The 12066-nt window shown below is 54.6% G+C and carries 13 protein-coding genes; 9 read left to right on the plus strand and 4 right to left on the minus strand.

Annotated features, from left to right (window positions below; translation table 11 throughout):
- The first annotated feature begins 96 nt into the window (after positions 1 to 96).
- A complete protein-coding gene (locus tag LVJ85_RS09795; RefSeq protein ID WP_244739497.1) occupies positions 97 to 1725 on the plus strand; it encodes a CTP synthase in 1629 nt (542 codons plus the stop codon).
- A 352-nt stretch (positions 1726 to 2077) separates the two neighbouring features.
- Here the strand turns inward: LVJ85_RS09795 and putP are convergent, their stop codons facing one another.
- Positions 2078 to 3574: a sodium/proline symporter PutP gene (gene putP, locus LVJ85_RS09800; protein WP_244739500.1), complete on the minus strand. Its 1497-nt coding sequence runs from the start codon at positions 3572 to 3574 to the stop codon at positions 2078 to 2080.
- A 380-nt stretch (positions 3575 to 3954) separates the two neighbouring features.
- On the opposite strand from putP, the gene lgt reads away from it, so the two are divergent.
- The 8 genes from lgt to LVJ85_RS09840 all read left to right on the plus strand — a co-directional run bounded on the left by lgt (position 3955) and on the right by LVJ85_RS09840 (position 9933).
- Positions 3955 to 4812 (plus strand): prolipoprotein diacylglyceryl transferase, encoded by an 858-nt coding sequence (lgt, locus tag LVJ85_RS09805; protein ID WP_244739507.1) that lies wholly within the window; start codon positions 3955 to 3957, stop codon positions 4810 to 4812.
- 84 nt (positions 4813 to 4896) lie between these two features.
- Positions 4897 to 5481: an aminodeoxychorismate/anthranilate synthase component II gene (locus LVJ85_RS09810; RefSeq protein WP_244739509.1), complete on the plus strand. Its 585-nt coding sequence runs from the start codon at positions 4897 to 4899 to the stop codon at positions 5479 to 5481.
- A gap of 76 nt (positions 5482 to 5557) precedes the next feature.
- Positions 5558 to 6601 carry an anthranilate phosphoribosyltransferase gene (gene trpD / locus LVJ85_RS09815; protein ID WP_085364389.1) on the plus strand — a complete coding sequence of 348 codons (1044 nt, stop codon included), beginning with the start codon at positions 5558 to 5560 and terminating at the stop codon, positions 6599 to 6601.
- 67 nt (positions 6602 to 6668) lie between these two features.
- Positions 6669 to 6986 carry a hypothetical protein gene (locus tag LVJ85_RS09820; protein ID WP_244739511.1) on the plus strand — a complete coding sequence of 106 codons (318 nt, stop codon included), beginning with the start codon at positions 6669 to 6671 and terminating at the stop codon, positions 6984 to 6986.
- The gene (gene ccoS / locus LVJ85_RS09825; protein WP_244739520.1) at positions 6987 to 7190 is read left to right on the plus strand and encodes a cbb3-type cytochrome oxidase assembly protein CcoS; all 204 of its coding nucleotides are present in this window, start codon (positions 6987 to 6989) and stop codon (positions 7188 to 7190) included.
- Positions 7174 to 8484, plus strand: coding sequence for an MFS transporter (locus LVJ85_RS09830; RefSeq protein ID WP_244739522.1), 1311 nt, complete (start codon positions 7174 to 7176; stop codon positions 8482 to 8484). The genes ccoS and LVJ85_RS09830 overlap by 17 nt, the downstream gene beginning before the upstream one ends.
- Before the next feature lie 166 nt (positions 8485 to 8650).
- Positions 8651 to 9490, plus strand: coding sequence for a neutral zinc metallopeptidase (locus LVJ85_RS09835; protein ID WP_244739524.1), 840 nt, complete (start codon positions 8651 to 8653; stop codon positions 9488 to 9490).
- 236 nt (positions 9491 to 9726) lie between these two features.
- A complete protein-coding gene (locus LVJ85_RS09840) occupies positions 9727 to 9933 on the plus strand; it encodes a (2Fe-2S)-binding protein (RefSeq protein ID WP_244739534.1) in 207 nt (68 codons plus the stop codon).
- A gap of 92 nt (positions 9934 to 10025) precedes the next feature.
- Here the strand turns inward: LVJ85_RS09840 and xerD are convergent, their stop codons facing one another.
- The 3 genes from xerD to LVJ85_RS09855 form a co-directional block, all read right to left on the minus strand.
- Positions 10026 to 10898 (minus strand): site-specific tyrosine recombinase XerD, encoded by an 873-nt coding sequence (gene xerD, locus LVJ85_RS09845; RefSeq protein WP_244739536.1) that lies wholly within the window; start codon positions 10896 to 10898, stop codon positions 10026 to 10028.
- 81 nt (positions 10899 to 10979) lie between these two features.
- Entirely contained in the window at positions 10980 to 11447 is a 468-nt protein-coding gene (locus LVJ85_RS09850) for a methylated-DNA--[protein]-cysteine S-methyltransferase (protein WP_244739542.1), read from the minus strand.
- A gap of 21 nt (positions 11448 to 11468) precedes the next feature.
- Positions 11469 to 12053: a GNAT family N-acetyltransferase gene (locus tag LVJ85_RS09855; protein WP_244739544.1), complete on the minus strand. Its 585-nt coding sequence runs from the start codon at positions 12051 to 12053 to the stop codon at positions 11469 to 11471.
- Positions 12054 to 12066: the final 13 nt, after the last annotated feature.

The raw sequence follows: 12066 nt of genomic DNA on the forward strand, positions 1-12066 counted from the left end.
AAAAGCAATGTTTTTTCGTTTTTCAGACGGCCTCTAAAGTTGAAGGCAAACCCCATTCACGGTAAAATCACGCATTCAAAACGAGCGGTAAAGATCATGACCAAATTTATTTTCGTAACCGGCGGCGTTGTATCTTCACTAGGTAAAGGTATCGCCGCCGCTTCTATTGCCACCATTCTCGAATCGCGCGGCTTGAAAGTCACCATGCTCAAGCTCGACCCCTACATCAACGTCGACCCCGGCACCATGAGCCCCTTCCAGCACGGCGAAGTGTTCGTAACCGAAGACGGCGCGGAAACCGACTTGGATCTCGGCCACTACGAGCGTTTCATCAACTCCACCATGCTGCGCCGCAACAGCTTCAGCGCAGGCCAAGTTTATGAGCAGGTAATCGCCAAAGAACGCCGCGGCGACTACTTGGGCGGCACCGTGCAGGTTATCCCGCACATCACCGACGAAATCAAACGCAAAATCCACGAAGGCGCGGCAGGCCATGATGTCGCCATCGTCGAAATCGGCGGCACCGTGGGCGACATCGAATCGCTGCCTTTCTTGGAGGCCATCCGCCAAATGCGCAGCCAGCTCGGCCGCAACAACACCCTGTTTGTCCACCTGAGCTACGTTCCCTACATTGCCGCAGCGGGCGAAATCAAAACCAAACCGACCCAGCATTCCGTTAAAGAATTGCGCGAAATCGGTATCCAGCCCGACGTGCTCATCTGCCGCATGGACCGCATCCTGCCCGATGAAGAAAAACGCAAAATCGCCCTCTTCTGCAACGTCGAAGAGCGCGCCGTGGCCGGCAGCTACGATGCCGACAGTATTTACGAAATCCCCGAAATGCTTCACAGCCAAGGCATCGACAACATCATTTGCGAGCAGTTGCAATTAAACGTGCAACAGGCCGATTTGACCGAGTGGAAAAAAATCGTTTACGCGATTAAAAACCCCAAACACACCGTTAAAATCGCCATGGTCGGCAAATACGTCGATCTCACCGAATCCTACAAATCGCTCACCGAAGCCCTGAAACACGCCGGCATCCACACCGAAACCGACGTGCAGATTACCTACATCGACAGCGAAGCCATCGAAAAAGAAGGCACCGACTGCCTGAAAGGCATGGATGCCGTTTTAGTGCCCGGCGGTTTCGGTATCCGCGGCGTAGAAGGCAAAATCGCTGCCGTGAAATACGCGCGCGAAAACAAAGTGCCTTATCTGGGCATTTGCTTGGGCATGCAGATTGCACTCATCGAATACGCGCGCGACGTTGCCGGCATCGAAGGCGCGAACTCAACCGAGTTCGACCTGAAAACCGCCTACCCCGTTGTCGCCCTAATCGACGAATGGCAAACCGCCGACGGCAGCGTGGAAAAACGCGACGAAAACACCGACTTGGGCGGCACCATGCGCTTGGGCGCGCAAGAAGTCGAACTCAAACCCGACAGCCTTGCCGCCAAAATTTACGGCAGCACCGCCATCAAAGAACGCCACCGCCACCGCTACGAAGTCAACAACAACTTCATCCCGCAGCTGGAACAAGCCGGTTTGGTGATCGGCGGCGTATCCGCAGGCCGCGAGCGTTTGGTAGAAACCATCGAACTGCCCGACCACCCGTGGTTCTTCGCCTGCCAGTTCCACCCCGAGTTCACCTCCACGCCACGCAAAGGCCACCCGCTGTTTACCGCTTACATCAAAGCGGCTTTGGCCAACAAAAAAGCGTAAGGAAAAACGAAACAGAATTGTTTCAGCCTAATAAAAAAGCTCCCGTTAACAGGTAGCTTTTTTATTGACAACAACTACCCGTTTTATCGGTAGCCTTTACCTCCATGCCGTCTGAAAGTGAATTTTGTGAGTTTCGCTAAAACGGGCTTCCAAACAACAGGTAGCCTTCACAGGGTGGTCTATCCGAGCCTATGATTTGGTTTTAGATACAGGCGTTTCAAAACCATGGCTGATTATGCAAAGTCCCCGACTTTTGATAACAAGCAGCCGTTAACACTTTTTATTGAGCCGTTTAAACATAAGGCCGTCTGAAATTTCAGACGGCCTCAATCATATCGGCATCAGCAGCAGTTTATTTCGCTGCCTGATAAGCTTTGTCTGCCTCTTCAAACTTATCTTCCACTTCTTTCGGCGTTTTGCCCAGCAGCGACACGGCAACGATGGCGATGAAGCAGGCGATGAAGCCGGGTACGATTTCATACAGGCTGCTGCCGGTGAGCGGTTTCCATGTTACAACCACCAATGCACCGGCAACCATGCCTGCCAAGGCACCGGCGGCGGTCATGCGTTTCCAGAATACCGACAGAATCACCACGGGGCCGAACGCGGCGCCGAAACCGGCCCAAGCGTAAGATACCAAGCCCAATACTTTGCTTTCGGGGTCGGCGGCGATAATGATGGCAATCACGGCCACGGCCAGCACCATCAAGCGGCCTACCCATACCAGCTCTTTTTGCGGCGCGTCGGGGCGCAGGAAGCCTTTGTAGAAGTCTTCGGTAATCGCGCTCGAACACACCAGCAGCTGGCACGACAAGGTGGACATCACGGCAGCCAGAATCGCCGAGAGAATCACACCGGCAATCCACGGGTTAAACAAAAGCGTGGTCAAAGCAATGAAGATGCGTTCGTTATTGCCGTCCATGGCCGCCACTTGGTCGGGGTGGCCGCCGAAGTAGGCAATGCCGAAATAGCCGACTGCACAGGCTCCGGCCAAGCACAGAATCATCCACGTCATCCCGATACGGCGGGCGGATACCAGCGATTTCACGTTTTCCGCCGCCATAAAGCGCGCCAAGATGTGCGGCTGGCCGAAATAGCCCAAGCCCCATGCGGCGGTGGAAATAATCCCCATCAGCGTGGTGCCGGCCAGCAGGCTGCCGTATTCTTTGCCGGTGGTTGCGGCTACGCTTTGAATGGCTGTGCTCATTTGATCGGCACCGCCCAAAGCGAGGTAAACCATAATCGGGGTCAGAATCAGGGCGAAAATCATCAGCGTGGCCTGAATCGTATCCGTCCAGCTTACCGCCAAGAAGCCGCCGATAAAGGTGTAGGCAATGGTTGCGCCCGCGCCCAGCCACATGGCTTGTGTGTAGGTAACGTCAAACAGACTTTGGAACAGACGTGCGCCGGCCACAATGCCCGAGGCGCAATAAATGGTGAAGAAAAACAGAATAATCGCCGCCGAAATCACCTTCATCAATTTACCTTTCGCGCCGAAACGGTGGAAAAAGTAATCTGGCAGCGTCAGCGCGTTATTGTTGTATTCGGTGTGGACGCGCAGCCGCCCCGCCACCAAACGCCAGTTGAAATACGCACCGACCGTCAAACCGATGGCAATCCATGCCTCGCTCAAACCGCCGGCGTAAATCGCACCGGGCAGACCCATCAAAAGCCAGCCCGACATATCGGAAGCACCTGCCGACATCGCCGTTACGAAACTGCCCAAACTGCGGCCGCCGAGAATATAGTCGTCAAAACTGCGGGTGGAATAATATGCCGCCATACCGATCAGCAATACTGCGACCAGGTACATCCCGAAGGTAACGTACATCGGATTAAAATTGCCCATAAATACCTCGATTTCTAAACTTAACAAGCCGCGCCATCATGTGGCGCTTAAGCGTTTCTTTTTCTGCCGTGCGTACTTTGGTAAAAGACGCATCGGCATTTAACCGCAGGCCTTGATTTAAGTCAAGATTCGTTAATCTGCGTTTATCTTTAAGCGATTAACGGTAATTTCCGTCTGATAAGGCCGTCTGAAAACCTGCTTTCAGACGGCCCCAATCTATTCCAAATAGTATGCCAAACCCGATATCGAAACACGCAATGCCGACATTCCGCACGGCAACGGCCATCGCCCTACGAGGCCGTCTGAAACGGCGGCATCCCTAAGTGGAGCGCCAACTGCTATAATGGCCGCCTTAAAAAACACACCAAGGCAGCATGATTATGATGGTACATCCTCAGTTCAGCCCCGAGCTGATCAGCATCGGCCCGCTGGCTATCCGCTGGTATGCACTCAGCTATATTTTGGCCTTCGTTCTGTTTATTTGGTTGGGCAGACGGCGCATCAATCAAGGCAACACCGTGTTCACCAAAGAAATGCTCGACGATTTGCTCACTTACGGCGTACTCGGCGTGATTTTGGGCGGGCGCTTGGGCTATGTGCTGTTTTACAAGTTTTCGCACTACATGCAAAACCCGGGCGACATTTTGAAAGTTTGGGAAGGCGGCATGTCGTTCCACGGCGGCTTTTTGGGCGTGTTGGTTGCCATGTGGCTGTTCGGACGCAAACGCGGCATCGGCTTTTGGCGCGTTGCCGATTTCGTTGCCCCGCTGGTGCCGCTGGGTTTGGCTTCCGGCCGCATCGGTAATTTCATCAACGGCGAACTGTGGGGCCGCGTGACCGACCTCAACGCCTTTTGGGCCATGGGTTTTCCGCAGGCGCATCACGAAGATGCCGCCGCAGCAGTCCACAACCCGCAATGGGCGGAATGGCTCGCACAATACGGTATGCTGCCGCGCCATCCCTCGCAGCTTTATCAGTTTGCGCTCGAAGGCATCTGCCTGTTTGTGATTGTGTGGCTGTTTTCTAAAAAACCGCGCCCGGTCGGACAAGTATCGATGGTTTTCCTTGCCGGCTACGGCATCTTCCGCTTTATCGCCGAATACGCCCGCCAACCCGACGACCACCTCGGCCTGCTCACTTTAGGTCTTTCGATGGGGCAATGGCTGAGCGTGCCGATGATCGTGCTCGGTATGATCGGCTTTATCTATTTCGGCAAACGCAACGAAGCGCTGAAATAATCCGTATCGGCAACACACTACATCCATGATCAACAGGCCGTCTGAAAACCTTTTTTCAGACGGCCTTAAGAAAGTCAACACATCATGCTTTTAATGATCGACAACTACGACAGCTTCACCTACAACATCGTCCAATACTTCGCCGAACTCGGCCAAGAAGTGGTCGTGCGCCGCAACGACGACATCACGTTAGACGAAATTGCCGCCCTCAAACCGCAATACCTCGTCATCGGCCCCGGCCCCTGTTCGCCCAAAGAAGCGGGCATTTCCGTAGCCGCCATGCAGCATTTCGCCGGCAAACTGCCGATTATGGGCATCTGCCTCGGCCATCAAACCATAGGCGAAGCATTCGGCGGCAACATAGTACGCGCCAAAACACTGATGCACGGCAAAGTGTCGCCGGTACACCACCACAACCGCGGCATGTTTAAAGACCTGCCCAACCCGGTAACCTGCACCCGCTACCACAGCCTCGTCATCGACCGCGCCACCCTGCCCGACTGTTTGGACATCACGGCTTGGACGGACGACGGCGAAATCATGGGCGTGCGCCACAAGCATTTTCCCATCGAAGGCGTGCAGTTCCATCCCGAAGCCCTGCTCACCGAACACGGGCATGAAATGCTCGATAATTTCTTAAAAGAATTTGCCGACTTTCAGACGGCCTGATTACATATACCAAAGGCCGTCTGAAACCGTTCAGACGGCCTTCACGAAAACTTATCCGTTTAAAGGCAACACCCCGATGATTACCCCGCAGCAAGCCATTGCCCGCCTTATCGACAATAACGAACTCTTTTACGACGAAATGACCGACCTGATGCGCCAGATTATGAGCGGTCAGGTTCCGTCCGAACAGATTGCCGCCATTCTTACCGGCCTGCGCATCAAAGTGGAAACCGTGTCCGAAATCAGCGCCGCCGCCGCCGTCATGCGCGAATTTGCCACCCCCGTGCCCGTGCAGGACAACACCCATCTGGTCGATATCGTCGGCACCGGCGGCGACGGCGCGCAAACATTCAATATATCCAGCACCGCCATGTTTGTGGCCGCAGCCGCCGGAGCCAAAGTAGCCAAACACGGCGGCCGTTCGGTGTCGTCTTCCAGCGGCGCGGCAGACGTTATGGAACAAATGGGCGCAAGCCTTAACCTTTCTCCCGAACAAGTCGGCGGCAGCATCGACAATATCGGCATCGGCTTTATGTTCGCCCCCAACCATCATAGTGCCATGCGCTACGTTGCCCCTGTGCGCCGTTCATTGGGCTTCCGCAGCATCTTCAACATTTTAGGCCCGCTTACCAACCCCGCAGGCGCACCCAACCAGCTTTTGGGCGTGTTTCATATCGACTTGTGCGGCATTCTCTCGCGCGTGCTGCAACAACTCGGCTCCCGCCACGTTTTAGTGGTCAACGGCAGCGACGGCCTCGATGAAATCACCATTACCGGCGCCACCCGCGTGGCCGAGCTGCATAACGGCCGCATCAGCGAATACGACATCACGCCCGACCAATTCGGCCTGCCCGTTTACGCTAATCTCGACGACATCCGCGTAGCCGACAGCACCGAATCGCTCGCCATGATGAACCGCGTGTTGGCAGGCGAAACCGGAGCCGCGCGCGACATCGTATTGCTCAATGCCGCAGCCTGCCTGTATGCGGGCGATATCGTACCTTCGCTGCAAGAAGGTGTAGCCGCCGCCGCCCAAGCCATCGATTCGGGCAAAGCCAAAGCCAAACAGCAGGCATTTATCGACTACACCCGACAGGCAGCGGCGGAGCAGAACGCATAAACTTTACCATCTGCACATCCGCCGTTATCCGTTAAAACCGCCATCATCCTTAAGGCCGTCTGAAAACATGCACTACTTCAGCATCCACACCCAACAAGGCGAACATCTGGGCTTTTTCATCATGCTGCCCGATGACGAATCCGAACAGCCGCCCTTGAGCGGCCGTTTTGCCATCAAACTGCAAAGCGAAAACACCCCGCAAGACACCGCCGCCGCCCGCGCCGTTGAATTGTACGGGCAGTACGAAACACCGCTTTATTGGAAAGTGGAAAAAGACCATGTTGTGCTGTTTGACGACGAAAACCTTCTCGGCCGCATCCGCAACGAATACCTCAGCATCGGCGGGCAAACGCTGGTGCTGAACGACCTTACAGGAATGATGTAAATGGAAAGCGTATTTATCCTGATCCCCATCAGCATTGTTTTGGCTTTTCTGATTGCTTATTTTTTCTGGTGGTCGGGCAAAAACGGGCAGTTTGACGATTTGGAAGGCCCCGCCCACCGCATCATCATGGATGACGACGACACCGCCGACACGCCCGCTTCCGGCAACAACCAAGAAAAGCCCGACAATGAGCCTGAAAGATAATCTGAATTTCTCCACCGGCCGCCGCTTCGCGCCGCTGTTCGGCACACAATTTTTAGGCGCGTTTAACGACAACCTGTTTAAAACCGCCCTGTTTGTGATGATCAGCTTCTACGGCTTGGGAGAAAACACCGTGCTGCCCGCCAGCCAAATGCTCAACCTCGGCGCCCTGCTGTTTATCCTGCCCTATTTTCTGTTTTCCGCCATCTCAGGCCAACTAAGCACCAAGTTCGACAAAGCGCGGCTGGCGCAGGTTATCAAAGTGCTGGAAATTGCAGTGATGACCGTCGCCGCTTACGGCTTCTATATCCAATCCGCGCCGCTGCTGCTGTTTTGCCTGTTTTGCATGGGTACGCAATCCACCCTGTTCGGCCCGCTGAAATACGCCGTGCTGCCCGATTATCTCAACAGCAAAGAGCTGATCATGGGCAACAGCCTGATTGAATCGGGCACCTTCATCGCTATTCTGTTCGGCCAGATTCTCGGCACAGCCGTAGCGGGCATTCCGCCCCATTTCGTCGGCATGATGGTGATGACCGTCGCCATCGCAGGCACCGTTACCAGCATGTTTATGCCGCGTGTCGCCGCCAAAGACCCCGCCACCCGCATCGAGCCGAACATCGCCAAAGGCACTTGGGTGCTGCTGAGAGAAACCTTCGCCCAACGCGAACTGTACGCCGCCATCATCGGCATTTCGTGGTTTTGGATGGTCGGCGCCGTTTATACCACCCAACTGCCTACCTTCACCCAAATCCATCTCGGCGGCAACGACAACGTATTCAACCTGATGCTGGCCCTGTTTTCGATAGGCATCGCCGCCGGTTCGATCATGTGCGCCAAAGTCAGCCACCAACGCCTACACCTCGGGCTGGTCGCCATAGGCGGCGCGGGCCTAACCGTTAGCGGGCTGCTGCTGGTGTGGCTGACTTACGGTCAACGTTTCACACAGCTTCAAGGCATCGGCTGGTTTTTGTCTCAAGCCAACGCCTATCCGGTTATCCTTACCATGATCGCCATCGGTTTTTTCGGCGGCTTTTTCTCCGTGCCGCTCTACACTTGGCTGCAAACCGCCAGCAGCGAAACCTTCCGCGCCCACGCCATTGCCGCCAACAATATCGTTAACGGCATGTTTATGGTAACGGCCGCACTGTTGAGCGCATTACTGCTGTTTGCCTTCGACAGCATTACCCTGCTTTATCTCGTGGTAGCGCTGGGCAACATACCGCTGGTGGCCTACCTGCTCAAACTCGAACCGCGTTTTTGGCAGGATTTGAAACACTATTTCCGCATCAACTGATCACCAAACACATGAGGCCGTCTGAACAGTTTCAGACGGCCTCTCACTTTATTTTCATCAAACCGGCATCACATACGCTTCAAAGATTTACCCTTCACACCATCCGCCCAAATCAAATCTATACCGTATAATGGCGGCAACATAACACCACGAAAAGGAAAAAACCATGCGCTGGCAAGGCAGAAAGCAAAGCTCAAACGTAGAAGACCGCCGCGGGCGTTCCGGCCGTATCGGCGGCAAAGGCACGGGCATCATCGGCATCATCATCTTATTGGTAGGCGCTTACTACGGCGTGGATTTATCCGGCTTGGTCGGCACACCCTCGCCTACGCAAATCACTCAGCCGCAAACCAAATTAGACAGCAAACTCGAAGCCCAACTCAACGAACTTTCGCGCGTGGTGCTGGCCGACACCGAAACCGTATGGAGCAATTATTTCGCCAAAAACGGCAGCCGCTACACACCGACCACACTGGTACTCTACACCGCCGGCACGCAAACCGCCTGCGGCACTGGCCAAGCAGCGATGGGGCCGTTTTACTGTCCTGCCGACCGCAAAGTCTATATCGACTTATCGTTTTATGAAGACATGCGTAAAAAACTCGGTGCATCCGGCGATGCCGCCTTCTCTTATGTAATCGCCCACGAAGTCGGCCATCATATACAAAACCTGCTCGGCATCTTGCCCCAAGTCAACCAAATGCAGCAGGCGGCAAACTCCAAAGCACAAGCCAATGCACTTTCCGTCAAGCTGGAATTGCAGGCCGACTGCTTTGCCGGCATTTGGGCGCATTACGCCGTTAACCAAAACCTGTTTGAAGAAGGCGACATCGAAGAAGCCGTCAACGCCGCCGAAGCCGTGGGCGACGACCGCCTGCAACAACAATCCAAAGGCTACGTTGTACATGACAGCTTTACCCACGGCTCGTCAGCACAACGCATGGCATGGTTTAAGCGCGGCTTAAACAGCGGCGACGTCAACCAATGCAATACTTTCGGCAACTAAATCAAGCATATCCAAGCTGTTAACAGCGCAGCGTTTCGCCTGCTGCTCAACAAGCGCCACATCAATCGGAAGGGAGAAGCCTCGCGTTTCTCCCTTCCGATTTATTTACCGTATCCGCCTAATTTACATTTCCTATACTTGCAATGCGAACTGTTTTTATTTATATTCTCAAACACGCTAATAATAAAACTAAATCTCATTACGAATTCCAAAATAACGGGACAAGGAGCACGAAAATGTTTGTATGTATCTGCAATGCCATTACAGACCGCCAAATTCAAGAAACCGTCGCCGCCGGCGCTTCCAGTTTGAGCGACCTGCAAGCCCAACTGGGCGTCGCAACCTGCTGCGGCTGTTGCAGCGAATTGGCCTCTTCCTTCCTCACCGGCAGCAACGCTTCCGGCACCAGCACCATGACCGCCGGTATCAACGTACAAAGCTAAGTTATTATTCAACACCATTTATAAAACACACAGGCCGTCTGAAATATTTCAGACGGCCTGTCTTCATTTCCGCACCAATAACTTAACCGTACTTAACCGCGCGGATGGTGTTCCTGCACGATATTTTTCAACCTCTCGTTAGCAACATGGGTGTAAATCTGGGTAGTGCTGATGTCGGCGTGGCCGAGCAGCAGTTGTACCACGCGCAGGTCGGCGCCGTGATTGACGAGATGGGTGGCGAAGGCGTGGCGCAATCCGTGCGGGCTAAGGTGTTCGATACCGGCTTCTTGGGCGTATTTTTCAACAATCATCCAAGCGAGCTGGCGGCTGATGCCGGTGCGTTTCTGGCTCACGAACAATTCGTCGCAGGCTTTGTTTTTCAGCAGCAGCGGCCGGGCTTCGGCGAGGTAGCGTTTTATCCAGTAGGCGGCTTCTTCGCCGAGCGGCACAATGCGCTGTTTGTTGCCTTTGCCGATGGTGTTGATGATGCCTTTGTGCAGATTAGCTTGGCCGATTTGGAGTTTTACCGCTTCGCTGACGCGCAGGCCGGTGGCGTAGATAAGCTCCAACAGGGCTTTATCGCGCAGGCCGTGTGTGCTTTCTGTGTCGGGAGCATTCAGCAGCGCGTCGATTTGTGCTTCGGTAATCAGCTTGGGCAGGGTTGTGGGCTGTTTGGGCGTGGTGAGGTGGCGGGTGGGGTTGTCGCTGCGCCGTTCGGTTTCGAGCAGCCAAGCGTAAAGGCGTTTGCAGGCGGAAAGGGCGCGGGCTTGCGAACGGGTTTTCTCGTCGGGATGGTAAATGGCGGCGGATAAGTCGCTGCTTTGTGCGTTTTGCCAGTTGAGGCCGTGTTCGGCTAAGCGCGCGGCGACTTTTTGCAGGTCGCGCCGGTAGCTGTCGAGTGTGTTTTGGCTGAGGCGGTCGTTGAGCCAGAGGTGTTCGAGCAGGCGGTCGATTAGGTCATTCATAGATGTTTGTATACCGGTTGGTTTTCAGACGGCCTTAGCAGTAAATAAACTTTATTTCTGATACGACTTGCTGCAATAAATTTATTTGCTATTTATTTCAACACCTTCATGTTGCAGCAGCCAGCGTTTAATCGCCAGCGCGTCGCCTTCTCCGCTGGAAAATCCGCCCAAGCCTTGTTTGGCGACGACGCGGTGGCACGGCACCACTAAGGCCAGCGGGTTTTTGCCGCATGCGCCGCCGACTGCGCGGGGATGGCTGCCGATTTTGCGGGCGATGTCTTGGTAAGTGAGCACTTCTCCGGCGGGGATTTCGGCAATCGCCTGCCAAACTTTCTGCTGGAACGCCGTGCCTTGCGTGGAAATCGGGTGATGAAAGTTTTTCAGACGGCCTGAGAAGTAGTCGTCCAGTTTGTTTTTCCATGCTTCGGGCAAGGGGTAAGGCGCATATTCGGGGCGGCCGTGCAGGTTTACTTCGACAAGGTTTTCCTCTGCATCGAAGATTAAGGTGATGTCGCCGAACGGGGCGGAATAAAGACAAGGATAGTTCATGGTTTAAGGCCGTCTGAAAAATTATCGCTGAATATTCAAACATGCCGCCAGTTTGGTTTCGGCTTGCGGCCATTCTGCGCGGATCATGCTGTACATCACGGTATCGCGCACGCTGCCGTCTCGCCGGGCTTGGTGCCCGCGTAAAACGCCGTCTTTTTTCGCGCCCAAGCGTTCGATGGCCTGCTGCGAACGGGTGTTCAGAATATCGGTGCGCCAGCCAACGGTTTGTACGGCAAGCGTTTCAAAGGCATGGCGCAACAGCAGGTATTTGCAGGTGGTGTTCACATGGCTGCGCCAGTAGCTGCGGGCATACCAGGTATAGCCGATTTCCAAACGCGCGGCGGCGGGGACGATATCGTGATAGCTGGTGCTGCCGATCACTTTGCCGTTGCGCTCGTCAATCACGGCGAAGGCCAAGCGGTTAGGCATGTTTAAGGCCGTCTGAATATAGGCGACGGTGTTGTGCGGTTCGGGCACGGAGGCAAACACCAGCTGCCACAGTTCGCCGTCGGCCGCGGCTTCGCGCAAACCTTCTTCGTGCTGCATACCCAACGGCTCCAAACGGATGCCGTTTAAGCTGAGGGTAATCGGTTGCGGTGTATTCATGGTTTCACCTTTT

Source organism: Neisseria sp. Dent CA1/247 (assembly GCF_022870825.1).
GTDB lineage: Bacteria > Pseudomonadota > Gammaproteobacteria > Burkholderiales > Neisseriaceae > Neisseria > Neisseria zoodegmatis.

Coding starts and splice junctions, on each gene's coding strand:
- LVJ85_RS09795 (WP_244739497.1), top strand. CDS start 97: ATGACCAAATTTATTTTCGTAACCGGCGGCGTTGTATCTTCACTAGGT.
- putP (WP_244739500.1), bottom strand. CDS start 3,574: ATGGGCAATTTTAATCCGATGTACGTTACCTTCGGGATGTACCTGGTC.
- lgt (WP_244739507.1), top strand. CDS start 3,955: ATGATGGTACATCCTCAGTTCAGCCCCGAGCTGATCAGCATCGGCCCG.
- LVJ85_RS09810 (WP_244739509.1), top strand. CDS start 4,897: ATGCTTTTAATGATCGACAACTACGACAGCTTCACCTACAACATCGTC.
- trpD (WP_085364389.1), top strand. CDS start 5,558: ATGATTACCCCGCAGCAAGCCATTGCCCGCCTTATCGACAATAACGAA.
- LVJ85_RS09820 (WP_244739511.1), top strand. CDS start 6,669: ATGCACTACTTCAGCATCCACACCCAACAAGGCGAACATCTGGGCTTT.
- ccoS (WP_244739520.1), top strand. CDS start 6,987: ATGGAAAGCGTATTTATCCTGATCCCCATCAGCATTGTTTTGGCTTTT.
- LVJ85_RS09830 (WP_244739522.1), top strand. CDS start 7,174: ATGAGCCTGAAAGATAATCTGAATTTCTCCACCGGCCGCCGCTTCGCG.
- LVJ85_RS09835 (WP_244739524.1), top strand. CDS start 8,651: ATGCGCTGGCAAGGCAGAAAGCAAAGCTCAAACGTAGAAGACCGCCGC.
- LVJ85_RS09840 (WP_244739534.1), top strand. CDS start 9,727: ATGTTTGTATGTATCTGCAATGCCATTACAGACCGCCAAATTCAAGAA.
- xerD (WP_244739536.1), bottom strand. CDS start 10,898: ATGAATGACCTAATCGACCGCCTGCTCGAACACCTCTGGCTCAACGAC.
- LVJ85_RS09850 (WP_244739542.1), bottom strand. CDS start 11,447: ATGAACTATCCTTGTCTTTATTCCGCCCCGTTCGGCGACATCACCTTA.
- LVJ85_RS09855 (WP_244739544.1), bottom strand. CDS start 12,053: ATGAATACACCGCAACCGATTACCCTCAGCTTAAACGGCATCCGTTTG.